This is a genomic window from Streptomyces sp. KL116D (genome assembly GCF_030766975.1).
Classification (GTDB): domain Bacteria; phylum Actinomycetota; class Actinomycetes; order Streptomycetales; family Streptomycetaceae; genus Streptomyces; species Streptomyces longispororuber_A.
On record NZ_JASERH010000093.1, the window covers coordinates 22911 to 48318 of the forward strand.

Consider the following 25408-nt stretch of genomic DNA (forward strand, 5'->3'; position numbering starts at 1 on the left):
AGTGCGTACGACCACGGCGTCGCAGGAGGCAGGAGGACGGATCCGGTTCAGTCCTTGGTGAGGCGTGTGATGCCGGCGACCCGGTAGGCGTCGGCCTCCTCCAGCGTCTCGTTCTCCAGGAGCGCGGCCGCCAACGCGTTCAGCTGGTCGCGGTGGTCGCGCAGCTTGTGGCACGCTCTCTCTCGTAGCACTCGTCCACGATGCGGCGCATTTCTCCGTCGATCGTGTCGAGGGTGTCGGGCGCGGCGGCGAGACCGTAGGCCTGCTGCGCATCGTTCGGGAGGGCCGACAGACGGCCGACCTTCTTCGCTCATGCCCCAGCGGGCGACCATGCCGCGGGCGATGTTGGTGACCTGTTCGAGGTCGTTCTCGGCACCGGTGGTGATGACTCCGTAGACGACCTGTTCGGCCGCCATGCCGCCCAGCGCGCCGATGATGCGTCTCACGCAGGTACTCCTCCGTGTACGCGTACTTGTCGGAGTCCGGGGTGGACAGGGTCACGCCGAGCGCCCTGCCGCGCGGCACGATGGTGATCTTGCGGACGTCGGCGCCGGGCTGGAGCATGCCCAGGAGGGCGTGGCCGCTCTCGTGGTAGGAGCGCGTGGTGCGGCGGCGCTCCCTCGTCGGGCATCATCAGGGGCCGCTCGCGCCCAGCTGACCTTCTCCAGCGCTTCGGACAGGTCGGTCTGCGTGACTTCCTTCTGCTTGCGCTTGACGGCCAGGGAGCGCTGCCTCGTTGGTGAGGTTGGCGAGTTCTGCGCCGGTCATGCCCGGGGTCGTGCGGGCGACTTGGGCGAGGTCGACGTCGGGGGCGAGCGGGATCTGGCGGGCGTGGATCTTGAGGATGGCTCTCGCGGCCGCCGCGGTCGGGCGGGGAGACGCTGACGATGCGGTCGAAGCGGCCGGGGCGGGTGAGGGCCGGGTCGAGGACGTCGGCGCGGTTGGTGGCGGCGATGACGATGACGCCCTCGGAGCCGGTGAAGCCGTCCATCTCCGTGAGGGATCTGGTTCAGGGTCTGCTCGCGCTCGTCGTGGCCGCCCATGCCGCTGCCGCCGCCACGCGCGCGGCCGATGGTGTCGATCTCGTCGATGAAGATGATCGACGGCGACCTTGCGGGCCTCCGCGAACAACTCCCGTACGCGGGAGGCGCCGACGCCGACGATCATCTCGATGAACCCGAGGCGGAGGCCGAGAAGAACGGCACTCCGGCCTCGCCGGCCACCGATAGCGCGCGAGCAGCGTCTTGCCGGTGCCGGGCGGGCCCGCGAGGAGCACGCCGCGCGGCATCTTGGCGCCCATCTTGCGGTAGGCGTCGGGGTTCTTGAGGAAGTCGACGACGTCGTTGAGCTCGCCCTCGACCTCGTCGATGCCGGCGACGTCGTCGAACGTGGTGCGCTTCTTGCCGGGTTCCAGTTCGACGGGGCTTGGGCGGCTGTTTGCGGCCGAGCATGCGTCGCCGGCGCCGCCCATGCCCTGGCTCATGCGGCGCGCGATGAAGATCCACAGGACGACGAGGGAGCAGCATCGGGGGCGAGCGAGATGAGGAGGTTGGACAGGAAGCTGCGCTCCTGGACGACCGGTTCGGCCGTCACGGTGACGTCGTGCTTCTCCAGGTTCGCCCAGAGGTCGTCGTCGGCGAAGGACGGGCGCTGCGTCGTGAACTTCGTGTAGTTGTCGGCCTTGCTGCCGCTGTCGTCCGGGGTGGGCTGCTCAGCTGCTTGAGCTGGCCCTGGATCGCGTCGCCCTTGGCGTAGATCTTGGTGACGTTGTCGTTGGCGACCTGTTTGCTGAACTCGGTGTACGAGATCGTCGGCTCGTCGCCCTCGTTGAAGAACGACAGGACCAGGTTGGCGATCAGGTAGACGATCAGGGCCGTCAGGGATGAGGCTCGCCCCCAGCCGCCGGGCATCTTGCGCTTGGGCGACTGCGGAGGCGGCGGGGGCGGCACCCTCGGAGCGCCAGGGCTGATCGGTGCGGTCGCGCGGGGGTACGCGATTCGCCACGCCTGTCTCTCCTCCTGCCGCCTGCCCTCTGCCGAGGCTCCGGTCTCGGGCCCACGAGCCTGGGCCCATGACCACGCACAGATCCCGGACCCTTGCCAGTATCCAGAATCCCTGGTTACTGTCTGAATCGTGAACGGTTTCCGACGATCGCTCTCACGCAACGGCCTCGCGGCCCGCCGGCTCGCGGTCCTCCTCATGGGCCACGAAGCCGGACACCCGCCTGCCCCGCGTACGGGACTTCGCCGAGGAGCTCGGCTGCGGGAACGGAACCGTGCGGGCTGCTCTCCGCCTCCTGGAGGAGGCGGGCGCCATCGAGACCGCCGCTCCGTGGACACCTGGGCACCTTCCTGGTCGCCTCGGACCGCGCCATACTGTGGCGCCTCTCGGGGCTCGGCACTCTGCTGGCGGCGATGCCCTCCCCTACTCCCGGCGCTACGAGGGCCTGGCCACGGGCCTGCGCGCAGCCTTCGAAGAGGCCGGTACGCCTTTGCCATCACCTTCATGCGCGGTGCGGGCGCCCCGAACCGCGGCCCTCCTGAAGGCAAGGTCGACCTGGTCGTACTGTCGCGCCTCGCGGCCGACGGACTGGTCGAGCAGCACAGAGACCAGTTGGCGCTCGTCGCCGACCTGGGACCCGGCCACCTATGTAGGCGCGCACGGCTTCCTCGTGCGCGATGGCGCCCTCACTGGACGCCCCTGGACTGCGGGTCGCCGTCGACCACGCGTCGGAGGACCAGCGGATGCTGGCGGAGCGCGCCTCTCGGGGCGCTCGGACATCCAGTGGGTCGAGTCGTCGTACATGCAGCTGCGCGAACCTGTTCGCACAGAACAAGGCCGACGCCACCGTCTGGAACCTCGACGAGGTGCAGGGACGGCTCGGCATGGAGGTGGACGTGCTGCCCCTGGGCGACGAGGTCACCCGCGATCTGGCGCTGCGCAACTCCAGCGCGGCGATCATCGGCAGGACCGAGGGCGCCAAGGCGCTGTCCGCGGTGCAGGACGCCCTCGATCTGTCCCAGGTGGCGCAGTTGCAGGCCGAAGTGCTGCGAGGCGATCGCATCCCCTCGTACTGACGACCCCGCACGGACGACGGGCTGTCGTGATCCCCTCTCGGGACCTTCGGCCCCCCTCAAAATCCAGAATCCCGGTTACTGTCTCGATTGGGAGGTCCCATGGACGACCAACTAGCCCTCCGCATCCGGCTGTTCCTCGAAGGAGGCCAGGTCAGGCCCGAGGTCGCCGACTTCGTGTACTCGCCGAGCTGACCGCTCTGGAGGACGAGGGCCGCATCGTCACCGAGGAGAGCGCCGGATGCTCACCAGCCATCTGATGATGGCGCTCACCCGGCTCCCTGGACGGCGCCCCTGATCGAGCAGTTCCTCACGGACGAGCAGGTCGCCGCCGAGCTGGCCGACCATCCGGCGGCCGTGGAGCGCGCCCGCCGCGTGTCCCGCCGGGCCCACGCCGAACTCGGCGCGACCCTGCCCGAGTCCGAGATCAACTTCCTGGCCATGCACCTCGCCGTACTGGCGCAGCAGCCCACCCACTGAAGTCCGCAGGGACTACGGAAAGAAGGAACCCGTCATGACGAAGATCCTCACCGGCGGCGTCGGCAAGGTCAGAAGTGGCGAACACGATCAAGGAGTTGGGGGCTCGACGGCGTCGAGGTCACCGTCTCCAGCGACATGGATGCCGCCATGAAGCTGCGCGCGGGCCAGGCCGACTACTTCCTGGGCACCTGCCACACCGGGGCCGGGGCATCGCTCGGCGTCCTGGTCGGCCTGATGGGGCAGGCCGCCTGCCACACCTTCGGGCGCGGCGTGCCCACCGAGGAGGAGAGGTCGGCACCCTGCTGGCGGACGGCAAGAAGGTGTTCGGCTTCTCCATGGACCAGATCGACCGGATCGCGCCGCTGATCGCCCGCGCGATCGCCACCCGCGCCTGAGCACGCAAGGGACATGCCATGAACTCCTCCCCGGTACCGTCCTCGCCGCCGGCGCGAACCTCGACTTCACGCTGGCCCAGCAGCTCACCGTGATCGCCCTGTGCGCGCTGACCGCCTTCATCTCGGGCATATGGCCCTGGCCGTCTTCAACGACGGCGTGCGCCCCTTCATGCTCGACTTCATCCAGGGACGCACCACCCGCAGCGCCACCGGCGGTGCTCCTTCGGCCTGTCCGCCGGCTTCATCTTCGGCCTGGGCGCGCCGATGGCCCTGTCCACGGGCGTCCTCAGCCCGTGGCTGGTCTTCCTGCCCACCGACATCCTCGGAATCCTGGCGCCCAAGAAGTGGCTCGCGCCGATCCTGGGCGGCGCCTCGGGGCGCGGTCGTCGTCTTCGGTCTGAACGGCGCCAACAACCTGGCGCACGACCTGCCCGTCGACTTCCTGACGGCGATGCAGCAGATGTCGACGCCGATCCTGTTCCTGTTCACGCTGTTCCCGGTGCTCGCCATCACCAAGCAGTTCGGACGCAAGTGGGGGCGCGATCGCGGGCGTGGCCGAACTGGCCCTGGTCGTCATGACGATGAAGCTGTGGCCGAAGGTCTTCGCGGGAGCCATCGCCATGGCGGTCGGTGTCCTGATGCTGATCGCTCTGGCGGTCGCCAAGGACCTCAGGCAGCGCAAGACGGACCGGGCGAACGGGGTCGAGGAGATCGCCCCTCGCCGACGACCCCATGGCGTCCCTGTTCAGCGCGAGCGCGGCCCGGCTCCGCAAGTACCTGCCGCTGTTCATGGTGCTCGGCGCCGGCGTCTGCGTCCTGGCGCAGATGCACATATTCGGCGGTGGCGAGGCCACCAGCTTCCTGATCGCCAAGGGGGCAGTACGGGGAGGCCGCGCAGGTCGACTTCTACCGCGTCTTCGGCTTCATCCCGCTGATCGCGACGACGGCCCCGGCCTCCGGCGCGTACGGCATCGCGGGCTTCACGCTCGTGTACACCCATCGGCTATCTGATGCCGAACCCGTTCCTCGCGGCCGTCGTCGGCGCCCTGGTCTTCGCGGTCGAGGTGCTCGCCCTGTCGTACATCGGCAAGTTCCTCGGCAAGCTGCCGAGCGTGCGGGGACTCCTCGGGAGCACCTGCGCAGCGCGATCACCGACACCCTGCAACTGGCCATCCTGTTCTGGTTCGCTGATGGCGGCGAACGCGATGGGCGCGGGCCTCGGCATCCTGATCGTGGGCGGGCTGTACCTGCTCAACGAGGCGATGGGCCGCCCGGTCGTGCGGATGGCGGCGGCGCCCGCCGCGGTGATCGTCGGCGGCATCCTGCTCAACGTCCTGTACTGGCTCGACCTGTTCACCCCGATCAAGGCCTGAGCCGGACCGGCATCGGCGACGTCGGCAACCACCTCTTTCGACGATCTCGTAACGCTGCGTGAAAGTTTCCCCAAGATTCGTCACGCTCCGTGGAACTCGTGCGGAACGCGAACCGTTGAGGGAGTGAGCGGGCGAAAGAGGCCGCGCGACACGGCCCGCCCGCCGGGCCAGTACTCACCGGAGAGGACACCCCCCACCATGCACACCACCACCCTCCACACCGTCACGGGCCCTCTTTCCCACGAAGCCGTCCGCGGCCCCGCCCTCGCCCATGAGCACCTCGTCCTGGACCTGGACCTCAAGGGCGACGGCGGGCAGCCGTCCTCGACGCGCAGCGGCACGGCCCGGCGGTCACCACCGAACTGGCCGCTCTGCACGAGGAGTTCGGACTCTCCCTCGTCATAGAACTGACCTGCCGCGGCATGGCCGCGACCCGAGCGCGCGCTCGCCGCGATCGCGCGGGACTCCGGGTCGCGGTCGTCGCGGCCACCGGCTGGTACTACGAGCCTTTCCACGCACCGGAGTTGGCGGACGCGAGCGTCCCGAGCGGCTCACCGACGTCCTCGTGCGCGAGATCGAGAGCGGCCTCGACGGCACGGGGATCCGGCCCGGCGTCCCTCGGCGAGGTCGGCAGTCACGGCGACCGGCCGAGCGAGCCGAGACCCGCCTTCCCTGCGCGCCGCGGCGCGGGCCGCGGACGCCACCCGGGCCGTCCGTCGCCACCCACGCCCAGCTCTGCGGCGCGGCGGCCTCGCCCAGCTGGAACTGCTCACCGCCGAGGGCCTGCCCCCGCACCGCGTCTCCATCGGCCACCAGGACCTCTCGATGATCCGGGCTGCACAAGGAGCTGGCGGCGAGCGGTGCGTACGTCGCGTTCGACACGGTCGGCAAGGAGAGCTACCAGAGCGACGACACGCGGCTGCGGCTGCTGCTCGGTCTGATCGAGGCCGGGCACGCCGACCGGGCCCTGCTCAGCTGCGACATCTCCCGGCACGGGTACCTGGAGGCGGAGGGCGGCCAGGGGTACGGGCATCTGTTCCGCTCCTTCCTGCCGCGACTGCGGGCGGCCGGGGTGGACGAGGACCTGATCGACCTGATGACGCGGCGCAATCCGCTGCGCTTCCTGACCGGCGCGAGCGTGGAGGAGATCTGACCACGACAGCCGACATGACAGCCGAGAAGACCCTTCGCTGCCTGCCATCATCATCCGCTGGGCGACCGTCGCCGTCGAGGACGCCGCGCCCGCCAGTTCCGGCTCCTGGAGTGCACGGCCGCGCACTTCGAGGGCACGGAGCTGTTCACCGCGGACGCGGGCGTCGTGCCTGACTCGGCCGGCCGCGGACCACGGCCCAGGTGGAGGCCGTGCTCGCCGACTTCTTCGGTGCCGAGGACGCCGCGTTCGTCCAGGGCGCGGGCACGGGCGCGATCAGGGCCGCGTTGAACGGGGCGGTGAGCGCGGGCGACCCCGCTCATCCACCGCGCGCCCGTCTACCGCACCACCGAGGTCACCCTGCGCGGCATCGGGGTCCGCACCGAGGAAGTCGACTTCAACGACATGGGGGCGCTGCGCAAGGCACCCTGCCTCCGGCCGCTTCCGGTGGGCGTACGTGCAGCACACCAGACAGCGCCTCGGTGACGCGTACGACCCGGGCGAGGTCCTCGCGGCGTGCCGGGCGGCGGGGGTGCGCACCATCGTCGACGACAACTACGCCGTGATGCGGGTTCCGGCCTCAGGTGTCGAGCTGGGCGCCGACGCCTCCTAAGCTCCCTGCCCTAGCTGCTCGCACGGACCGGAAGGTCGGCGACCGTCGTCGGCGCCCGGGACCTGGTCGAGCACGTGCGCCGGGACAACTACTGGGGGCGGCCAGGTCCAGGGCCACTCAGGCGCTGACGCGCTGCGCGCTCACCCACGTGCCGGCAGGATGTGGGCGCTGCAGTCGCGTCGGGGCCGAGGTGGCCGAGCTGGCCTCGCGGCGGGCGAGGTGCCGGCGGTCGCCGAGGTCCGGATCGCCAATGCCCAGGACCGCTGCCCGCTGGTCCGGCTCGACCGTCTGTCGCTCGGGAACCAGCCGTGGGCGGTGGCGGCGCGGTCTGCAAGGCGGCGCTGCATCCGGTGGGCAATCCGGTACGAGATCGCGCCGCTCTTCTACCGCGCATGTCCAGCTCGGCCCTCGACGACGCGGAGCTCGCCGACTGACGGTGCGGACCAACTCCGATGCGCGCGGGCGCCGACCTGGTCGTCGACATCCTGCGCCGCTTTCGCTCCACGAACTCAGCAAGGACTGACCGACCGTGTTCCTCGACAGCCTCGCTCACCCGCAACGAGCTGGTCGACGCCGCGGCCGACCTCCTCCACCGGCGCGGGTGCGATCCCGCCTGACACCTGGCGTGATGGACCTCGACGCGATCGAGGGAACGCGCGGCTGCCCGCCGCCGAGGCCGAGCGGCTCGGTCTCACCCTCTGGTTCGTCGTCAAAGCAGCTCGGCCGCAACCCGAGGCTGATGGGGCCATCGCCCGGCGCATCCGCAGTACGCCGCCATCGACTCCGGCCCGAGGCCCGCACCCTGCACGCCACCGGCGCCCGGGCCGGGAGTCTCGGACACCTCGTGCAGATCCGCGCCGCGACCTGCCGGAGATGCTGGCCGCGTCCCGGGAACGGTGACGGTCCACGACCTGGCGAACGCCAGGGCGGTGTCCGACACGCGGCGGCTGGGCTGCCTCGTGCAGGACGTGTTGATCCGCCCTGGAGAGCGCCGAGGAGTCCTGTGCACCCGCAGGAGGGCGGGTCCCGCTTCGCCCGGGATCGACAGAGTTCGCCGCGGCGCTGGAGCGGCTGCCCGGCGATGCGGATCGCGGGCGATACACGCGTTCCCGTGCGTACCGTGCGATCCGGCCACGGGCGCCCCGGCCCCACTGAACTTCGGAACTCGCCCTCAAGGCCCGCCAGACACCGGCCGCCCGCGGGCACCACGGCCCCTCAAGCTCAGCGCCAGCGCGCGTCCATGGCCACGCTCTCGCGCTGCTCGCCGAGCCTCGGCGCCACCCGCGGTGACCCGGCCACTCCGCTGACCGGCACCAATTCTTCTGCGCACGCCCGCGACCCTCGCCGGCCCGAGAAGCTCCGCGTACGTGGCCGTCACCGAGGTCGCGCACACCTCGCGGACGGCCGGGCCCGCGGTCCACGGAAGGCGGCTTCTATCCCCGCTCGAACATCAAGGCAAGGCGGCGCTGCTCCCCGCACCGGTCTGCGCCTGCCGGTGGCAGGACCGCGCCGCCAGACATCGGACTTCTACCGGCTGCTCGACGCCCCGCACCCCACGCGGACGTCCGCGTATGGGGCGACACCGCGCTGCTGCGCGTTCCGTACACGAGATCTTCGCGACGCGCTCGACGGTCGCGGTGTGGCAGGAAGACTCTCCGTCGGGGCGCCACGGCCTCGTCGGGCTGTTCGGCGCACAGGAAAGAGCCGCCTCATGCAGAGCAAGACCGTGATCGTGGTGGTGGACGGATTCGGTGTCGGCGCGATGCTTCGGACGCCGGCGCTGCGCCCGGGCGACGTGGCGGCGGACACCTGCGGGCTGCTGCTGGACCGGTGCGCGGAGGCGTTCGGCAGACCGCCTGCGGCTTCCGGTGCTCGGCGCGCCCGGCCTCGGCCTGCGCACCTGCGCACGACCTGGCCCGGCGCACGCATCTGCCGCCGGTCGCCGCGGGCAGGGCGACCAGCGCTCGGATATCCAGCGAGACACGCCCGCCGGGCACCAGACGATGATGCCAAGGCGCGGACTTCAGCAGGGTGACGGTGGCCCGGCTCGCCGAGCACCTGGGCAGGTGACGCGGGCCCTGACGGACCCGCACCGGGTCGAGCTCCTCGACGGCAAGCCGTTGCTGCTGGTCGACGGGGCCGTGCCGTGCACGACAACCCGGAGGCGGACGGGCATCAACTGGAACGCGTCGGGCCGGCTGGACGACTATCGGCTTCTGACGGCATCCTTCGGCGTGGCCCGTACGGTCCGGGCCGTCGCGCCGGTCGCGGGTCATCGCGATGAGCGGTCGTGCCGACGGGCCGCTCGGCGACTTTCTGTGCGGGCGGGCGACGGCGGCACGGTCGGCCTGGACACGCCGGTGGCGACCGGCTTCTACCGCAACGGCGGGCTGCAAGTGCAGCACCTGGGCGCCGAGTTGGACCACGCGGCGGCTCCCGGACCTGGGCGCGCGCTGGGCGCATCCCGGTGACGCCCGTCGGCTTAAGGCGGTGGTGGCGGACATCCCTGGCCTGCAAGAGGCGGCGGTGCGGCGTCCGGCGGTGGACACACGGCGGAGGTGCTGGCCCACACCCTGGAGGCGGGTGCGGGCCGACGGAGACGCGCTGGTCGTGGCGAGGCGTGGCAGGAGAGCTGCGCTGGGCACCAGCAGGGACGTCGAGCGGTACGGACCGGATCCTGGAGCAGGTCGACGCGGGCCTTCGCGGCGTTGGTGTCCCTGCTGTCCGAGGCCCGGCGACCGGCTGATCGTCACGGGCGACCACGGCAACGATCCGACGATCGGGCACGCGTACCACACGCGGGAGTTCGTGCCGGTACTGATCCACCGTCCCGGGGCGCCGGGCGTGGAGCTGCTGCCCGACGCGGCGAGCCTCGCCGACGTGGGTGCCACCGCGGCGGCGGCGCTCGGCCTCGACCCGAAAGGGCCTCGCGGCCGGCACGGAGATACGCGAAGCCGCGGCGCGGGCCGCCTGACCGCCTCCGTACAGAGGTGAGGGGCGCCCGCACGCGGCGAGCGCCCTCGTCCCTCCGCGTACGGAAAGGTCATCGACCCATGGCAGCAGCCCGGCCGGCGCTTCCCGCCGGCCCGACCGAATCAGCCCATGAACTTCTTGAACTCGTCGGGGAGTTCGAAGTCCCTTGGCGTCCTGTCCGGCGCCCGGCAGCCCGGAGCGCCGCCTCGCCTGGCCTGCGGCCTCGCGGCGGAGCGGCCTCCTCCTGCTCCTCTGCTGCTTGCGCTTCATCGGGTTTGCCGGAGCGCTGCTTGCCCTTGGCCTTCTTCGGCTGCTTCTCCTGCCGGCCCGGACCGCCGCCCATGCCCGGCATCGGGCATCGGCATGCCGCCGCCCTGCGCCATGCGGGACGCATCATCTTGCGGGCCTCGAAGAAACCGCTCGACCAGGTTCTTGACGGCGCTGACTCGACACCGGAGCCCTTGGCGATACGGGCACGGCGCGAGCCGTTGATGATCGTGGCGTCGGCGCGCTCGGCCGGGGTCATCGACTTGATGATGGCGGCGGTGCGGTCGACGTCGCGCTCGTCGAGGCTGTTGATCTGGTCCTTGATCTGGCCCATTCCGGCAGCATGCCGAGCAGCTTGGAGAGTGGAGCTCATCTTCCTGACCTGCTCCATCTGCGCCAGGAAGTCGTCGAGCGTGAAGTCCTGGCCCTCTTGGAGGCCAGCTTCTCGGCCATCTTCTCGGCCTCTTGCTGCGAGAAGGTCTGCTCGGCCTTCTCGATCGCGCGAGCATGTCGCCCATGCCGAGGATGCGGGACGCCATGCGGTCGCGGTGGAACGCGTCCGAAGTCGTCCAGCTTCTCGCCGTTCGAGGCGAACATGATCTGGCGGCCGGTGACGTGCGCGATCGACAGGGCGGCACCACCACGGGCGTCACCGTCGAGCTTGGAGAGCACCACGCCGTCGAAGCCGACGCCGTCGCGGAAGGCCTCGGCCGTGTTGACGCGCGTCCTGACCGATCATGGCGTCGACGACGAAGAGGACCTCGTCAGGGGCTGACGGCGTCGCGGATGTCCGCGGCCTGCTGCATCAGCTCCTGGTCGATGCCGAGGGCGACCGGCGGTGTCGACGATGACGACGTCGTAGACCTTGGACTTCGCGTACTCGATGGAGTCCTTGGCGACCTCGACCGGGTCACCCACCCCGTTGCCCGGCTGCGGGGGCGTAGATGCCGACGCCGGCGCGCTCGGCGACGACCGGCAGCTGGTTGACGGCGTTGCGCTGGAGGTCACAGGCGACGAGCAGCGGCGAGTGCCCCTGGCCCTTGAGCCACGTGGCCCAGCTTGCCCGCGAGGGTCGTCTTACCGGCACCCTGCAGACCCGCGAGCATGATCACGGTCGGGCCGGTCTTGGCGAAGCGCAGCCGGCGGGTCTCGCCACCGAGGATGCCGATGAGCTCCCTCGTTGACGATCTTGATGACCTGCTGGGCGGGGTTCAGCGCCTGGGAGACCCTCGGCACCGGCCGCGCGCTCCTTGACCTGCTTGATGAAGGCACGGACGACGGGCGCGACGTCGGCTCCAGCAAGGCGATGCGGATCTCGCGCGCCGTGGCGTCGATGTCCGCCTCGCTGAGGGCGACCCTTGCCGCGGAGGTTCTTGAATGTCGCTGCGAGGCGATCGGAGAGGTCGAACACGGCGGTCAGCGAACTCGGGTCGGGTGGCATTGGGACGGGTCGCCCTCCAGGGTATCCGGACGAGCGGGTTGGGTCAGCGGCCCGGTCGTCCCCGACCGCCGACCCGCCTATCCACGCAGTGCGCCCTCCAGTGCCCTGGGCCACCGACACGGCCTCCTCCGACGGCAGCGGAGCCCCTTCGGGACCGGTCACGTAGAAGGCGTCGACGGCGTTGAGACCAGCGCGATGGAGACGTGCGCCGACCGCACCCGCACGTCGGAGAGCTCCAGGGCCCGCCCGATGCGGTGCAGCAGTCCCGGCGCGTCCTGGGCCCGCACCTCGATGACGGTCGCGAGCCGGGAGCCCGCCGACGCCACCGTCGCCCGGGGCGGCGGCGCCACCACGCCGCGCCGCCGCGGGTAGGCGGCGTCCCGCTCGGCGAGCCGGGCGACGATGTCGAGGGAGCCGTCGAGGGCGCGCACGAGGTCGGCGCGCAGCCGCGCGCGCTCGCGGAAGGGAGCCGTACTCGGCGGCGACCCGCCAGTCCAGCAGGAGCACGGAGCCGCTTCCGCCCTGCCGTCGGGTTTCCGTCCCGCTCCCCCGCCCCATTCCGTCGGCAGGGACAGCGCCCGCAACTCCGCGGTGCGCACGGTGAGCCGGTGCATCGCGAGACACCGGGAGACGGCCGGCAGCACCCCGGGCTGGTCCGGCACGGCGATCAGCAGTTCGACGCTCGAGCGGCTCCGGTTCCGTGGCGGCGTCCCCTCTCCCGCCGTCCGTGGCGACCGGTTCCGTCTGCGCCCGCAGCGCGAGCACGGGCCCCCCGGTGCGGAACGCCTCGACGGCGAGCCGCTCCTGCTCGGCGGTCGGGTCGATGTCGTCAGGGTCGACGGGCTCGTCCCCGGCGAGGACCGCCGAGACCCGCTTGACCAGATCGGCGACGAGCGAGCGCGCTGTCACGACGACCAGGCAGCGGGGGCCGGTGGCCAGCGCGTCCGCCCTCGGTGAGGGCGTGCAGGAGTTCCAGCGTCCCGGCGGAGCCGACCGCGTCGGCGACGGAGCGCACGGTCGCCGGGTCCTCCAGGTCGCGCCGGGTGGCGGTCTCCCGATGAGCGGCAGGTGATGCCGGACGAGCGAGGCGAGGACGGCGACGTCGGTCCGGTCGGAAGCCGATCCGCGCGGCGACGTCCCGGGCGATGATCTCGCCCGCGACCGAGTGGTCCCCCAGCCAGCCCTTCCCGATGTCGTGCAGCAGGGCCGCGACCAGGAGCAGGTCGGGGGCGGCCGACGCGCCGGGTCAGTTCGGCGGCGCGGACGGCGGTCTCGACAGGTGCCGGTCGACGGTCCAAGTGTGCACGGGCGTTGCGCTGCCGGCAGCGGACCGCTCCCCAGTCCGGCAGCAGCCGGGTGATCAGGCCCTCCGCCTCCAGTGCCTCCCACCTCGACGGTGGGCCGACCGGCGCCGACGGCGTCACCAGCTGCTCGCAGGGCCTCGGCGGGCCAGGGGGTGGGCAGCGGGCGGGCGGCCGCGGCCATCCGCCGCACCGCGTGCAGGGACAGCGGCAGACCGGCCTGTGCGGCAGCGGCGGCGGCCCGCAGCGGGAGCACAGGGTCCCGGTCGGGCTTGGCGGCGCGGGCCAGCACCACCTCGCCGTCCATCTCGACGACGCCCTCGGCGAGCAGGGGACCGCTCGACCGGCGCCGACCGGCTGCCGCCGCCGAGCATGGCGCGCAGCCGGGGCCGCACGGCACGGGGACTTGAGGACGCAGCCCACCTCCCGCCAGGTCACGTCGCTGGCGTAGGAGACGGTGCGCGCGGCCTCGTAGACCTGGCGCAGCAGGGTGTCGGCGTCCAGCAGAGCCGAGTTCGGCGGCGACCTGGTCCTGTTCCTGGAGGGCGAGCCGGTCGGTGGCCCGGCCGGTGGTCAGATGCAGCGCGTCGCGCACGTCGAGCAGCCGGCGCCGGGCGTCGGCCAGGCCCTCGCGCGCGGCGCGTCCGCCAGCCACGAGGCGGCGACGGCCCGCAGCGCGGTCACGTCGGAGGCCGCCCCGCGCCTCGCTTCAGATCGGGTTCGAGCAGATACTGCAGTTCGCCCTGGCGCTCGGCGCGCTCCTCGCACAGCTCGCGCAGTTCCGGCAGGCGCTTGGGCGCCTGGTTGCGCCAGTCCGCGAGGACGGCGGTGCGCAGGCCCGCGGTCAGGTCACGAGGTCACCGGCGACGTGCCGGGCGTCGAGCAGGCCGAGCTGCTACCTGAGGTCGTCGCCCGCGGTCTTGCGCGCCTCCGCCGGGGTCGCGCAGCGGAGGGTCGAGGGCGAGGCCCAGATCCCAGACGGGGTACCAGATGCGGTCGGCGAGCGCGGCGACCTCCGCCGTGGTCCGCGCTGCCGTCGTGCAGCAGGAGCAGGTCGAGGTCGCTGCGCGGGAGAGTTCACCGCGGCCGTATCCGCCGGCGGCGACCAGGGAGACACCCGCGGAGGTCGCTGCCGAGAGGTTCGGTGAGACCGGTCGTCCGGTGAAGAGCTCCGCGAGGACCGCCGAACGGCGCGGCAGCCCGGACCGCGCCTCCCTGGAGGAGGCGCGGCCGGGCACGCACGCACTTAACCGCTGGGTGCAGGAGCCTTCGTCGTCCCGTGCTCCCGGTCCCGTGCGTCGTTCACCTACTCGTCGCCCGAGCAGGACTCCCGGTTCCGTCCGCGAACGATCGGTTACAGCAGCGTCGGTCCGCGCGCGCTCAGCCGGTCGGACCCGGACGGCGAGTCTCGGCGGGGACCGCCCAGACACTCGCCGTCGATCTTGCCGGTCGCTGCCGCCTTCCTCCGACGTCGATCCGCTGCTCGGCGTCGTCGTCCTCGACCAGCACCTCGATGCGGATCGCGCACCAGGTCGACGTGTACTTTCGGCACGGTAGGCCTCGGGTGTGGCCGCGCTGGCGGCCGTAGCCGCTGGCCTCGGTCTACGGTCAGGCCCTGGACGCCGAAGGCCTGGAGGGCCTCGCGGTCTCGTCGAGGCCGGTGCGCGGCCCGAGCGGCCCGCTGGTGTTGAGACTTCAGCCGTCCACCTTCTTGGAGTCCTTGGCAGCGGCGACCGAGATTTGCGGGCACGGCCGTTCGGGCCGCGGTGCCGCCGCCCGCGCCACTGAAGTCGTACGCGGTCTCGGCGTGCTCGACCTGGTCGATGCCGGAACCTCGTCGTCCTCGCTGGCCACCGCATACCGATCGTCTTGTCGATCAGGAAGGCGAGGATCGCTGGAGGCGACGTAGCTGAGTACGCGAGGACGCGCGCGGCACCCGCGGGCTGCTTCCACGGCTGGGCGAGGAGGCCGCCGCCGTAGAAGGAGCCCACACGCCGCGTCGGACTGACCGCCGCCGGTGGCGAAGAGCCGATCGGGAGGGAGCCGACGATGCCGCCGACGGGGTGGACACCGACGGCGTCGAGAGTCGTCATGTAGGCGCCGCCGGGCCCCACGGCCGCGCGCTACCCTAACGATAAGCGCCGATCGCGATCGCGCCGAGCGGCGAGCAGGACCCACCGGAAGAGCGATCGCGACGAGCGCCGGGCGACACGGCACGGGCGGCACCGAGAGGCGAAACGCCGCGGGCGCAGCTTCTCGTAGGCCAGCCAGGCGAGCATCGCGGGCGGCGGTGGCGACCTGGGTGTTGACGAACATCAGCGCGCCGACGCCGTCGTCGCTGCCGAGCGCGAGCCGGCGTTGAAGCCGAGACCAGCCGAGCGCCCACAGCAGGCCGGCGCCGAGCGTGCGTCACACGGCAGCGGCGTGGCGGCGCATCGGGTCCTTCTTGAAGCCGACGCGCTTCGCCGATTTGACGGAGGATCACGCCGAGCGGCGGGCAGCTGGTGCTGATGTGCACAGCACGTACCACCGGCGAAGTCGATCACGCCGAGGTCCGAAGGCCCAGCCGCCGGTCCCCCACGCAGTGGGCGACGGGAAGTAGACGATGGTGGCCCACAGCGCGGTCGAACAGGGCCCAGGCGCTGAACTCACGCGGTCCGCGAGGGGCACCGCTTATCCGAGCGGGCGTGATGATGGCGAACATCAGCTGGAAGACGGCGAAGACGTAGATCGGGATGGTGTAGCCGTCCCCAGAGCTGGGTCAGTCCGATCCCGCTGAGGCCGACGAAGTCGCCGTCCCAGCCGATCAGCGATCCCTTGTCGGTGCCGAATGCGAGAGAGAAGCCATGCAGCACCCACAGGATCGTGACGATCACGAGGCTGATGAAAGCTCATCATCAGCATGTTCAGGATGTGCTCTTGACGCGGACCATGCCTCCGTAGAAGAAGGCCAGGCCCGGGGTCATAGAGCATCACCAGGGCGGAACAGATCAGCGCATGAAGCCTGTGTTGGCGGACGACAGTGTGGGTGCGTCCGCCGCAAGCGTGATGGCTGATGCCATCGGCGTCTCCTCGTCGTTGGTACGGCCCCCGTGCGGGCGCAAGCCTGAAGCGGTCATGAGGGGTGGGCCTGTTATGCGCCAGACTTTGGCCCAGCGCGGTTTCCGTGGGCGCCCCTCGATGTTTCGCCGCAGTGACGAAGAGGTCCTGGGTGTTACGCGTCAATGAACTGCCGGATGGCGGGTCCGCCGATCGTTATCGTGGCGGAACTTCCGCGGACGGCGCCGACCGCGGCCGTCCGTCCTCGATGACCTGGCGTGGGGAGCCGAGTCGAGGCTGTTTCGGGACGATCGTGGTCGCGGCCGGGGTCGCGGGCGTGATCCCAGGGATCGGGGTCAGACCGCCGCTTCCCGGCGGCGGTCTCGGGCAGGTGCACCGGCGAGGCTGCTCGGTCCAGCTGGATGACCTCGGCGACGTCCCGAAATCCCGCACGGCGGTGTCGACGGTCTTGCGGACTCGGGTGCGCGACCCGCTCGAGGCGCACCTTTCCTGGCGATGCCGAGTGCGTCGCCGGCCGGGAGTCGTGGCCTCGCTCCGGCTCCCTTCTGGGAGCAGGTGCACCGTGGCCATGCCGATGAGGTTCAGCGCGTACGAACGCTGGTGCTCGGGCATCCTTCCTCTGGAACGACTCGGCGGCGCGCCGCATCAGCGGGCTCGGCCATCGACGCGTACGCGCTGCGCCCGGCGGCAGACGTAGGCGAGGTCGCGGAACCAGCGGCCGTTCTCCCATGCAGTTCGGCCTGGAGAAGAAGCGGATCCAGTCGGGATCGGAATCGTCCCAGTCGTCCGCGTCGGTGAAGGTCTCCTCGGCCGATCCGCACGGCGCGCCGGCACCCTGCCGGGCCGCTCCATGTTCGCGTACGCGCGGGCCTCCATCGCATGCTACGCATGGACTGGGTGCGGGGGCTGGCGCAGTCGCGGCCGCCGTCGCTGGGCGAGGTGGATGAGCTCCAGGGCGTCCTCGGGGCGGCCGAGGTGGATCATCTGGCGGCTCATGCTGCTGAGGGACGTACGAGCGAGCGGCTTGTCGCCCGCTTCCTTGGCGGCGTGCAGGGCGAGCACGAAGTACTTCTGGGCGGTGGGCTGCAGGCCGACGTCGTAGCTCGTCCAGCCGGCCAGCTCCGCGAGTTCGGCAGCGACCTTGAACGGAGCGCGCACGGTGCTCTCGGGCTGGGACTCCTGAGGCGTCAGGCGACCAATGCAGCTGCCCCACGGCCGCCTACGGCGCAGGCCTCCGCCGCACTGGGCGTCCCCACTGCCGGATCATGGACGGTGGTGGACTCCAGGAGGTCCAGCTCCGGTTTGGACGGCCCGGTTTGCCCGCGGCGCGTGGCCGGCTGCTCGAGGCTCGGGCTTCGCTTCGACGAGCTGCCGCTTTGGCGTCGGCACTCAGCCGGCGCTGCATCGGCTCGGATGGTAGAGCGAGCCCGCGGCGAGGCCGCCAGGGCTGCCGAGCGGTGCCCGCGGCGCGCGAGACATCAGGCGTCGCTGCGCGAGAACTCGCCGATCAGCGCCACGGTCTCGCGGTCCGGTCCACGGCAGGTCGACGCCGGACCACCGAGGGCGACTGGTGCGCGGCGCGCAGGCCGAGGTCCTCGACGGCGACGACGCAGCCGAACCGCTTCGGAGGAACAGCTCGCTGAGGATGCACGGGGATCGGCTCGCGCGGGTTCTCCTGTCCAGCCAGCGCCGCGCACGCGGGCGTCGCACGAGATGTGGTTTCGCGCCCAACTGTCGTGCCCGGCGGTTCACCTGGCGCGCCAGCTCGCCCTTGGACCAGCCACTGCGCACGAACCACGAGCCGGAGCGGTTCGTTCGGGCGCTTTCTCAGCGTTCATCACGCTTCCGCCGCTGCCGCCCACTGGAACGCCCCCATCCCTGAAGCCTCTTAGGGCGACTCAACGCCAAGTCCTGTGTCGGCCACTCTTGTCAGCAAGCCCTACCAGGAGCGCCGGCGTCAACCACGGCCTCCCGTCCGGCAGTTGTCACTCCTCGAACAGGAAAAACCGACTTGCCTGCGGCATGCCCACACGGGTGCACTCACCCCTCAGGGTTCGATGCGCTGAAAGTAATCCTACGATCACCCCTCCGGCGAGGGCGAGCCCGGAAACGCCACCTCATTCGCCACCCCCTTCGAATGAACTCAGCGGCGGCCACACGCGATTCACTTGACATGGGACAACTGGAACTGCGAACGGTGTGCGCCGGGAGCGCGTGGCACGGGGGCGCACCACCCTCGAGCACGTCGCGGCGCCGTCACGATACCAGGGCGGGCGTGCGCAATCCGGGTCACGATCGATTCCGTCACGTAACCACCGACGCGCAGGGACCCGCCGGAGTGTGCGCGGGCTTCACGATCGGCGGCACTCGCGAGATGCGCGCTCCGGCCACGTCGCCGCGGCCCGCCACGTCCCGCCGCGCTTCCGGACTGCACCACGGTGGCGGAGTTCACCGGACTGTGGGGCTGGGACGTGGTGCCGGGCGCGCGTGCCGCGGCGGCGCGTGCTCCTGCGGCAAGGCGGACTGCCCGGCACCGGGCGCGCGCCCGCTCGACCCGGCGGCGGTGGTGCCGGCGGGCGCCACGCTCGACGAGGTGACCGAGTCCGCGGGACGGTTCCCTCGGCGCCGCGGTGCTGCTCGTGGGCCGCGCCTTCGACATCGCCCGACGTCGAGGCCGGCCGATGGCCGCCGCGCCCTGACCCGCCTTGGAGCGCATGGGGCCGCCGCTGGGCCCGGTCGTCGCCACGAGGGCCGCGCGCACTGCTTCGTCGCGCGGCGGTGCCGCCGAGGCTCCCCGCCCTGCTCTACCGCATGGGCTGGGACGACGCGTCCCTCGACCTGCACGCGCGCTGGGCGCCGGCGCGCGTATCACGGCCCCGCCCTCGGGACCGCGCGGGCCTAGGCCCCACGTCCTGGCTGCGCGCCCGTCCCTGGACACCGCAGCACAAACTCACCCCAGAGCACGCCTGCTCCACTCGGCATCCTGGCCTACGTGGCCCACAGGTCCCCCTGCGTCAGCGCCCCTGAAAGGGGCGCGAACTGCGCGACCAGCCACACACGGGCCCCGAAAGAGGACGCGCGCAACTCCACGACCGGCGACACACAGAGCCCTGAAAGGGGCGCCGCTCACACGCCCAGCCACACGGGCCTGAGCGGCGCGGGAACTGCGCGACCAGCCGCAACGGCCCACAGTCACACACACAGAACACCCCACGACGCGAGATCCACACACGGCGCACGCACCACATCGGGCACGCGCCCCAGCACACACCCATCACGGGCACCACGATCGGACCCCGCAAGCGGAGCGCCTACTCCCCGATCAACGCATCCACGAGCGCACTCCAGGCTCCGAACGGCGCCAAGATCGTCCGCGCCGAGACCCACGGCTTCACCGGCGCGCCCAGCTCCCGCTGCACGGCCACGACGATGCCGCCCTTGGCCAGCGCCGTCCAGCTTGGTCAGCACGATGCCGGTGATGTCGACGACCTCGGCGAACACCCGGGCCTGCACGAGCCCCGTTCTGCCCGGTCGTCGCGTCGAGCACCAGCACCTCGTCGAGCGGGGCGTGCTTCTGACGACGCGCTTGACCTTGCCGAGCTCGTCCATCAGACCGGTCTTGGTGTGCAGACGCCCGGCGGTGTCGATGAGCACGACGTCCGCGCCCGCCTCGATGCCCTCCTTGACGGCGTCGAAGGCGATGGACGCCGGGTCGCCGCCTCGGGGCCGCGCACGGTGCGGGCGCCGACGCGCTCGCCCCAGGTCTGCAGCTGGTCGGCGGCGGCGGCCCGGAAGGTGTCCGCGGCGCCCAGCACGACGTTCTGCCGTCGGCGACCAGGACGCGGGCGAGCTTGCCGGTGGTGGTCTTGCCGTGCCGTTGACCCCGACGACCATCACGATGCCCGGCGTGTCCAGGTTCGAGTCCGTCTTCACGGAGCGGTCGAACCCGGGCACGAGCAGCTTGAGCAGCTCCTCCGCGGAGCAGGCCGCGCAGTTTGTCCGGCGTGCGGGTGCCGAGCACCTTTCACGCGCTCGCGCAGGTTCTCGACCAGCTCCGTGGTGGGCTGCACACCGACGTCGGCGGTGAGCAGGGTGTCCTCGACTCCTCCCAGGTGTCCTCGTCGAGGTGCTCGCGCGACAGGAGCGTCAGCGGCCCCTTGCCGAGCGCGTTCTGCGAGCGGGACAGCCGGGCGCGCAGCCGCACCAGGCGGCCCGCGGTCGGCTCCGGCACCTCGATCTCGGGTGCGGCCGGAGCCGTCGGAGCTTCTTCGACGACCTCCTCGGTGGCCGGCTCGGCAGCCGGGAGGTCGACCTCCCGATCGTGCGCGGCGCGCCTCGTCGCGCGGTGTCTCGGCCTCGTCGCCGACGTGCGGCTCGGCCGGCGGAGCGGCGGTGATGTCGGGCGCCGAGCGGCGGGGGCAGCTGCTTCTTCCTGCGACTGCCGACCACGACGCCCGCCGAGCGCGCCGATCACGACCACGGCGATGACCATACAGCAAGGATGACGATGTCGCATAACCCGTCCAGTATCAGCCATGGGGCCTGCGCGAGGCCGTTCTGGTTGCTTCCTCCAAAGAACATACGGAACCGGAGGGACGACTCGGACTAAAGTACGATGGAAGAGGCCGCGTCAACGCGCGTAGAGTCCATCGCGATCACCCTCCCCGTGGTCATCCCCGCCCCCACCCCCACAGAGGCACGGAACCCCACCGCATGAGCAAGACCGCGAATCCGAAGGCGCCCTGAGACGCGGCATCGAGCCCGTCCCCGATTCCGAGCGCACCGCCCAGACCCGCGAGCTCTTTCCCTACGTGGGTCGCGGCCAACATCAGCGTGCTGCTGCTCACGATGGGCGCGAGCCTCGTCGTGGCGTACAAGCTCAACTTCTGGCAGGCCCTCGTCGTCGCGATCGCGGCGCCGATCGTGCCGTACGGCCTCGTCGGTCTCATCGGCATCGCGGGCAAGCGCGGCGGCGCCCCGGCATGGCCCTGTCCCGCGCGGTCTGGGCGCGCGGCAACCCCGCCGCCCGGCTCGCTGATCTGGGTGATCGCTGGCTGGGAGACGATCAACGCGGTGACGGGCGCGTACGCCGTGCTCACCGTCCTGGACATCCTGTTCGACATCAGCAGAACGACTCCTGGTGATCGTCACGCTGCTGTGCTTCGTGGTCGCCACGTTCGCGATCTCGGGCCTCGGCATCAACGCCGTGTATGAAGTGCAACAAAGTATGTGACGTACCTCTTCGGTATCTTCTCGGTCCTGGTCCCGGTGTGCCTGATCATCGACACCGACTGGTCCGAGGTCTTCGGGCGGCCCGCCGGCTCGACGTCGCTGATGGTCGCGGGCATCGGCATGATCGCCGCGGGCGGCGTCAGCTGGATCCCGTCCTCCCCCGACTTCACGCGCTACCTGCCGCGCACGGCCTCGTCGAGGGCGATCGTCGGGAACTCGATCGGCGGCGCCGGAATCGTCGTGCTGCCGATGCGTCCTGATGGGTGCCGTCATGGCGGTCTCCGTGCCGGACCTGGCGAACGCCCCGACCCGGTCTCCTTCCTCGGCGAGATCCTGCCGATGTGGATCGCGGTGCCGTACCCTGTTGATCGCCCTGGTCGGCATGCTGCTGATCAACGCGATGTCGATGTGACTTCGGCCGGCTTCACCGCCAGACGCTCGGCTTCAAGGTCCCGCCACTGGGCCGTGTCCATCAACGCTGATCTCGCTGGTCTTCGGCGCCACTCCTGATGCTCGTCGCGACCAGCCCGCATGCGTCGTCCATCGCGTTCCTCTCGCTGCCTCGCGGTCGTGCCTTCTCCGCGTGGGCCGGCGTCTTTCGGTGCGGACATGTACCAAGCGCAGGCTCTTTCTGACGGCGCCGCCCCGATCGGACACGACTCCGCACCAGCGCCTACTGGTACATGGCGGCTTCTCCCCCGCGGCGGTGATCGCGTGGGCGGTCGGCCTGGTGAGCGGGCTTCGCTTCACGTCCTCCGACCGAACCTACGGACCGCTCGCCTCGAAACAACTTCAATCGCGAGCACGGCCTCGGCTGGGTCGTCACGATCGTCGCCTCCAGGGACTGCTCTACCTGGCCCTGCCGGAAAGCCATGCGTCACCACGACGGCGCACGGACGATTGGTCTGGCCGAGGAGTCCGCGGCCCTGGCTGTCTGACGCTCCGTGGCTACCGTCCCGCTTCACCCCGAGTCCGTGTGAAGGGGATCGTCGCATACGTGTCCGCCGCACGGTTCAACCTGGTCGACCCAGCCGGTGCGCCGAGCCGCTGAGCTGCCTTCCCGCCACAAGCGCGGTGCACGTGGAGATGGCGGCGTACGCCGACGACCGGGAGCATCGACACCGTCCAGACCGAGGAGCACCACGGGGTCGCCAGCAACTGCGCGTGCCCTCGCCCTTCACCTTCGCGGCGCGCGGTCTTCGGCGCCACCCGCCGCATCGCGAGTCACGGTCTCGGCGATCATCGGCCCGCTGCACGATCCAGCTTGCGGCTCGCCGAGGACATCGCCGTACCGGACCCGGCGAGCGGCGGACGCCTGCAGACGGTCGCCGACCGGCTACCGGCGCGGAGGACGCGCAGATCGACGTGGGTGGAAGCGGCGCGGCGAGGCCCAGGACGAGGCTGCTCCGAGACGCTGCTGACGGCGTGGACCGGCGAGGAGTTCACGTTCCGGGGGCGTGCCGGGTCCGCGTCACCCCGCGCCCGTTCACCTGTAGCCCGTCCGCTCCTGCTGGTCGGCGGCTCCTCGCAGGCGGCGCGCGCCGGGCGGCCCGGCTCGGCCTCCTTCTTCCCCGAGCGCGCACCTGCCGGACAGCTGAGACGTACTACAAGGAGCGCCTGGTCGGAGTACGGGACCCGAGTGGCTGGACCATGATAGCGGCGAGACGACCCCGCTCCTGCACCTCTCCGAGGACGCGACCGCACCTGGGCCGAGCACGGCGCGCACTCTCCTGCACGAGGCGCGGACCTACGCGTCGCGCAGTCGCAGGACATCAAGTCGGCGGTGCGCTCGGGCGCCACGACGGTCGAGGGAGCTGCGCGCCGAGGGCGTGTACCGGATCGTCACGCCCGACGGGTGCCTGGCGCAGGGCCTCCGACAACTACGTCACGCATCCACTGAGCGGCGGCATGCCTCGACGAGGGCTGGCGCAGCCTCGGGCTGTACTGCGAGCGTGCTGCCGCGGCTCAAGGACTGAGCAGGGATCCTCGACGCCGCACGGATACCGGGGACCGCGCCTCGGAATTCGCCGTCGGGACGCGTGGCCGGGAATCGACCTCGCGACATGACGACGCCGCCCTCCGGTCCGCGCGAGGCGGGTGAGAGGGCGGCGACGTCAACGGGGGGCCGGCAGCGGGGACTTGACCCGTCCCCCGGGTCCTCGCGGGGAGGAGCGGGGGTCAGCCCATCTCCTCCAGTGCCTTGCCCTTGGTCTCCTTTGACGAGCTTGAGCACGAAGGGGATGGAGAGCGCGGCGAAGATCGTGCAGATCACGTACGTCGCGGAGAGGTTCCAGCTCGGACAGCGACGGGAAACTAGCGGTGATCGCCCAGTTGGCGAGCCACTGGGCCGGAGGCGGCCACGCCGAGCGCCGCGGCGCGGTGTTGGGTCGGGAACATCTCGCCGAGGAAGACCCAGACGACGACGCCCCACGACATCGCGAAGAAGAAGACGAAGAGCGTGCGCCGCGATCAGGGCGACCCTAGCGCCCTGCGTCTCGGGCAGCTTGCCGTCGACGAGGTCGTAGCTGAACGCCCAGGCCTCGGGAGGGCGAGCCCGATCACCATGCCGACGGAGCCGACGAGGGGCCAGGGGCCTGCGGCCGATCCGGTCGACGAAGATCATCGCGACGACGGTACCGATGATGTTGATGATCGACGTCGTGAACGAGTAGAAGAACGAGTCAGTCGGGTCGACGCCAACGGACCGCCACAGCGTCGAGGAGTAGTAGAACGCGACGTTGATACCGACGAACTGCTGGAAGACCGACAGGCCGATACCGACCCAGACGATCGGGCGAAAGAAGCAGCGCGCCGAGCAGGTCCCGAAGGTGGACTTGTGCTCGCTGCGCATGGCCGTGTGGATCTCGGCGACCCGAGCGTCGAGGTCGACCTCCTTGCCCTCGACCTCCTCCAGGACTTCTTGGCCTCTCTCCTCCTTGCCGGCGGAGTCAGGTAGCGCGGGGACTCGGGGATCGCGAGGGACAGCAGGCCGTAGAGGACGGCCGGGATGACCATGACGCCGAGCATGACTGCCAGGCCTCCAGGCCCATCAACTCGCCGCGCTGGTCGCCGCCCGCGAGCGTTCAGCAGGCCCCAGTTGACGAGCTGCGAGATCGCGATGCCGATGACGATCGCGGCCTGCTGGAAGGAGCCAAGACGGCCCGGTACGCGGCGCGCGACCCGGCGATATAGGCCGGGCCGATCACGGACGCCATGCCGATGGCGAAGCCGCCGATGATCCCGCCAGAACGCGAGGTCCCCACAGTGCGAACGGCAGCGCGGAACGACGGCGCTGACGGTGAAGAGACCGCCGCGATCTGCATGCAGCGCGGATCCGGCCGATGCGGTCGGCGATCCGGCCTGCGGTCGCCGCGCCGATCGCACAGCCGATCAGCGCGATGGCGATGACCTGGGCGAGCGCGGCGGAGCCGACGCGTCGCTGGCGGTCGCGGATGGCCTCGACCGCGCCGTTGATGACCGGCGCTGTCGTAGCCGAAGAGGAAGCCGCCCATGGCGGCCGCGGCCGCGATGAAGGCGACGTGGCCGAGGTGGTCGGGCTGGGCGTGCCCGGGCGCCCGGCGCCGTCAGCGCAGTGCTGGTCGACGTGTGCTCCTCGGGCCACCGGCCTCGCTCGCCCGGGTGTGAGGCGAGCCCTTCGGTTGCGCTCCAGTGGCGCACAAGCTCGCGCCGCCCACCACCCTGAAGGTAAAAGCAACGCGCAGAGACTATGCCTTCAGCTTTCGGAAGTCAACAGGTGGTGTCGTGACTTTTCGGCATGGAAGTAGCACAGCTAGCTCAAGACTTGAGACATGACTCGGTGCCAACCCGCAGCAGCTGATCGCGGGCCGCTGGCTGATCACCTTCGACACCCCGTCGCCCTGCATGGAGACGCCGTACAACGCGTCGGCGACCTCCATCGTGCGCTTCTGGTGCGTGATCACGATCAGCTGCGAGGCTCCCTGCAGCTCCTGCATGATGCGGATGAGCCGCTGCAGGTTGGTGTCGTCGAGGGCGGCCTCGACCTCGTCCATCACGTAGAACGGGCTGGG

The 25408-nt window shown here is 71.1% G+C and carries 17 protein-coding genes and 18 pseudogenes; 15 read left to right on the forward strand and 20 right to left on the reverse strand.

The annotated features are described in order from the left end of the window. Positions 1-47 precede the first annotated feature (47 nt). The 6 genes and pseudogenes from RBJ77_RS36930 to RBJ77_RS36955 all read right to left on the reverse strand — a co-directional run bounded on the left by RBJ77_RS36930 (position 48) and on the right by RBJ77_RS36955 (position 1949). A complete protein-coding gene (locus RBJ77_RS36930) occupies positions 48-446 on the reverse strand; it encodes a hypothetical protein (RefSeq protein ID WP_372348934.1) in 399 nt (132 codons plus the stop codon). Positions 447-498: 52 nt separating this feature from the next. Next, a pseudogene (locus RBJ77_RS36935) lies at positions 499-564 on the reverse strand (hypothetical protein); the annotation flags it as partial. A 69-nt stretch (positions 565-633) separates the two neighbouring features. Beyond that, positions 634-768, reverse strand: coding sequence for a hypothetical protein (locus tag RBJ77_RS36940; protein WP_372348935.1), 135 nt, complete (start codon positions 766-768; stop codon positions 634-636). 166 nt (positions 769-934) lie between these two features. Next, positions 935-991: pseudogene (locus RBJ77_RS36945) on the reverse strand (hypothetical protein); the annotation flags it as partial. 55 nt (positions 992-1046) lie between these two features. Then, a pseudogene (locus RBJ77_RS36950) lies at positions 1047-1100 on the reverse strand (hypothetical protein); the annotation flags it as partial. Positions 1101-1589: 489 nt separating this feature from the next. Then, a complete protein-coding gene (locus RBJ77_RS36955) occupies positions 1590-1949 on the reverse strand; it encodes an ATP-dependent metallopeptidase FtsH/Yme1/Tma family protein (protein ID WP_372348936.1) in 360 nt (119 codons plus the stop codon). 275 nt (positions 1950-2224) lie between these two features. Between RBJ77_RS36955 and RBJ77_RS36960 the strand changes: the two are divergent. The 13 genes and pseudogenes from RBJ77_RS36960 to RBJ77_RS37020 form a co-directional block, all read left to right on the forward strand. Then, positions 2225-2269, forward strand: a pseudogene (locus tag RBJ77_RS36960) (hypothetical protein); the annotation flags it as partial. Between the two features lie 409 nt (positions 2270-2678). Further along, positions 2679-3077, forward strand: coding sequence for a YhfZ family protein (locus RBJ77_RS36965; RefSeq protein WP_372348937.1), 399 nt, complete (start codon positions 2679-2681; stop codon positions 3075-3077). A 354-nt stretch (positions 3078-3431) separates the two neighbouring features. Continuing rightward, positions 3432-3554 (forward strand): hypothetical protein, encoded by a 123-nt coding sequence (locus RBJ77_RS36970; protein WP_372348938.1) that lies wholly within the window; start codon positions 3432-3434, stop codon positions 3552-3554. A 147-nt stretch (positions 3555-3701) separates the two neighbouring features. Then, positions 3702-3920, forward strand: a complete 219-nt coding sequence (locus tag RBJ77_RS36975) for a DUF2620 family protein (RefSeq protein ID WP_372348939.1) — start codon at positions 3702-3704, stop codon at positions 3918-3920. A 198-nt stretch (positions 3921-4118) separates the two neighbouring features. Further along, a pseudogene (locus tag RBJ77_RS36980) lies at positions 4119-4261 on the forward strand (YhfT family protein); the annotation flags it as partial. Between the two features lie 115 nt (positions 4262-4376). Further along, a pseudogene (locus tag RBJ77_RS36985) lies at positions 4377-4427 on the forward strand (hypothetical protein); the annotation flags it as partial. Between the two features lie 254 nt (positions 4428-4681). Beyond that, positions 4682-4762: pseudogene (locus RBJ77_RS36990) on the forward strand (hypothetical protein); the annotation flags it as partial. A 197-nt stretch (positions 4763-4959) separates the two neighbouring features. Next, positions 4960-5322, forward strand: a complete 363-nt coding sequence (locus RBJ77_RS36995; protein ID WP_372348940.1) for a YhfT family protein — start codon at positions 4960-4962, stop codon at positions 5320-5322. A 198-nt stretch (positions 5323-5520) separates the two neighbouring features. After that, positions 5521-5727 (forward strand): hypothetical protein, encoded by a 207-nt coding sequence (locus RBJ77_RS37000; RefSeq protein WP_372344074.1) that lies wholly within the window; start codon positions 5521-5523, stop codon positions 5725-5727. A 442-nt stretch (positions 5728-6169) separates the two neighbouring features. Further along, positions 6170-6475 carry a hypothetical protein gene (locus RBJ77_RS37005; RefSeq protein ID WP_372348951.1) on the forward strand — a complete coding sequence of 102 codons (306 nt, stop codon included), beginning with the start codon at positions 6170-6172 and terminating at the stop codon, positions 6473-6475. Positions 6476-6512: 37 nt separating this feature from the next. After that, positions 6513-7702 (forward strand): annotated as a pseudogene (locus tag RBJ77_RS37010) (aminotransferase). A gap of 1449 nt (positions 7703-9151) precedes the next feature. Then, positions 9152-9556: a hypothetical protein gene (locus tag RBJ77_RS37015; RefSeq protein WP_372348941.1), complete on the forward strand. Its 405-nt coding sequence runs from the start codon at positions 9152-9154 to the stop codon at positions 9554-9556. Positions 9557-9695: 139 nt separating this feature from the next. Next, positions 9696-10079, forward strand: coding sequence for a hypothetical protein (locus RBJ77_RS37020; protein WP_372348952.1), 384 nt, complete (start codon positions 9696-9698; stop codon positions 10077-10079). Between the two features lie 49 nt (positions 10080-10128). Here RBJ77_RS37020 and RBJ77_RS37025 read toward each other — a convergent pair whose 3' ends face one another. From RBJ77_RS37025 to RBJ77_RS37060, 8 genes and pseudogenes are all read right to left on the reverse strand, one after another. After that, the gene (locus RBJ77_RS37025) at positions 10129-10698 is read right to left on the reverse strand and encodes a hypothetical protein (RefSeq protein ID WP_372348942.1); all 570 of its coding nucleotides are present in this window, start codon (positions 10696-10698) and stop codon (positions 10129-10131) included. Next, a pseudogene (locus RBJ77_RS37030) lies at positions 10695-11243 on the reverse strand (hypothetical protein). Before RBJ77_RS37030 ends, RBJ77_RS37025 begins: the two are co-directional and overlap by 4 nt. After that, positions 11236-11346, reverse strand: a complete 111-nt coding sequence (locus tag RBJ77_RS37035; protein ID WP_372348953.1) for a hypothetical protein — start codon at positions 11344-11346, stop codon at positions 11236-11238. Before RBJ77_RS37035 ends, RBJ77_RS37030 begins: the two are co-directional and overlap by 8 nt. Beyond that, on the reverse strand, positions 11330-11431 hold the full coding sequence (locus RBJ77_RS37040) for a hypothetical protein (RefSeq protein ID WP_372348943.1): 102 nt from the start codon (positions 11429-11431) through the stop codon (positions 11330-11332). Before RBJ77_RS37040 ends, RBJ77_RS37035 begins: the two co-directional genes overlap by 17 nt. Positions 11432-11843: 412 nt before the next feature. Beyond that, positions 11844-14305 (reverse strand): annotated as a pseudogene (locus tag RBJ77_RS37045) ([protein-PII] uridylyltransferase). Between the two features lie 138 nt (positions 14306-14443). Beyond that, a pseudogene (locus RBJ77_RS37050) lies at positions 14444-14766 on the reverse strand (P-II family nitrogen regulator); the annotation flags it as partial. Then, positions 14763-16129 (reverse strand): annotated as a pseudogene (locus tag RBJ77_RS37055) (ammonium transporter). The pseudogenes RBJ77_RS37055 and RBJ77_RS37050, both read right to left, overlap by 4 nt. Before the next feature lie 344 nt (positions 16130-16473). After that, positions 16474-17989: pseudogene (locus tag RBJ77_RS37060) on the reverse strand (hypothetical protein); the annotation flags it as partial. 512 nt (positions 17990-18501) lie between these two features. Between RBJ77_RS37060 and RBJ77_RS37065 the strand changes: the two are divergent. Then, a pseudogene (locus RBJ77_RS37065) lies at positions 18502-19134 on the forward strand (bifunctional DNA primase/polymerase); the annotation flags it as partial. A 185-nt stretch (positions 19135-19319) separates the two neighbouring features. On the opposite strand, the pseudogene RBJ77_RS37070 reads toward RBJ77_RS37065, so the two are convergent. The 3 genes and pseudogenes from RBJ77_RS37070 to RBJ77_RS37080 all read right to left on the reverse strand — a co-directional run bounded on the left by RBJ77_RS37070 (position 19320) and on the right by RBJ77_RS37080 (position 20619). Further along, positions 19320-19942, reverse strand: a pseudogene (locus RBJ77_RS37070) (hypothetical protein). Between the two features lie 114 nt (positions 19943-20056). Continuing rightward, a complete protein-coding gene (locus tag RBJ77_RS37075; protein ID WP_372348944.1) occupies positions 20057-20197 on the reverse strand; it encodes a hypothetical protein in 141 nt (46 codons plus the stop codon). Further along, positions 20152-20619, reverse strand: a complete 468-nt coding sequence (locus tag RBJ77_RS37080; protein WP_372348945.1) for a hypothetical protein — start codon at positions 20617-20619, stop codon at positions 20152-20154. Before RBJ77_RS37080 ends, RBJ77_RS37075 begins: the two co-directional genes overlap by 46 nt. Before the next feature lie 356 nt (positions 20620-20975). On the opposite strand from RBJ77_RS37080, the pseudogene RBJ77_RS37085 reads away from it, so the two are divergent. Beyond that, positions 20976-21869 (forward strand): annotated as a pseudogene (locus RBJ77_RS37085) (cytosine permease). Between the two features lie 1803 nt (positions 21870-23672). On the opposite strand, the gene RBJ77_RS37090 reads toward RBJ77_RS37085, so the two are convergent. The 3 genes and pseudogenes from RBJ77_RS37090 to RBJ77_RS37100 all read right to left on the reverse strand — a co-directional run. After that, positions 23673-23795, reverse strand: a complete 123-nt coding sequence (locus RBJ77_RS37090) for a hypothetical protein (RefSeq protein WP_372348954.1) — start codon at positions 23793-23795, stop codon at positions 23673-23675. A 211-nt stretch (positions 23796-24006) separates the two neighbouring features. Next, a pseudogene (locus RBJ77_RS37095) lies at positions 24007-24743 on the reverse strand (MFS transporter); the annotation flags it as partial. 461 nt (positions 24744-25204) lie between these two features. Further along, positions 25205-25408: pseudogene (locus RBJ77_RS37100) on the reverse strand (chromosome segregation protein SMC); the annotation flags it as partial.

Coding starts and splice junctions, on each gene's coding strand:
- RBJ77_RS36940 (WP_372348935.1), bottom strand. CDS start 768: ATGACCGGCGCAGAACTCGCCAACCTCACCAACGAGGCAGCGCTCCCT.
- RBJ77_RS36965 (WP_372348937.1), top strand. CDS start 2,679: ATGGCGCCCTCACTGGACGCCCCTGGACTGCGGGTCGCCGTCGACCAC.
- RBJ77_RS36975 (WP_372348939.1), top strand. CDS start 3,702: ATGAAGCTGCGCGCGGGCCAGGCCGACTACTTCCTGGGCACCTGCCAC.
- RBJ77_RS36995 (WP_372348940.1), top strand. CDS start 4,960: ATGCCGAACCCGTTCCTCGCGGCCGTCGTCGGCGCCCTGGTCTTCGCG.
- RBJ77_RS37000 (WP_372344074.1), top strand. CDS start 5,521: ATGCACACCACCACCCTCCACACCGTCACGGGCCCTCTTTCCCACGAA.
- RBJ77_RS37025 (WP_372348942.1), bottom strand. CDS start 10,698: ATGAGCTCCACTCTCCAAGCTGCTCGGCATGCTGCCGGAATGGGCCAG.
- RBJ77_RS37040 (WP_372348943.1), bottom strand. CDS start 11,431: ATGCTCGCGGGTCTGCAGGGTGCCGGTAAGACGACCCTCGCGGGCAAG.
- RBJ77_RS37080 (WP_372348945.1), bottom strand. CDS start 20,619: ATGGTCATCGCCGTGGTCGTGATCGGCGCGCTCGGCGGGCGTCGTGGT.
- RBJ77_RS37090 (WP_372348954.1), bottom strand. CDS start 23,795: ATGTCGTGGGGCGTCGTCGTCTGGGTCTTCCTCGGCGAGATGTTCCCG.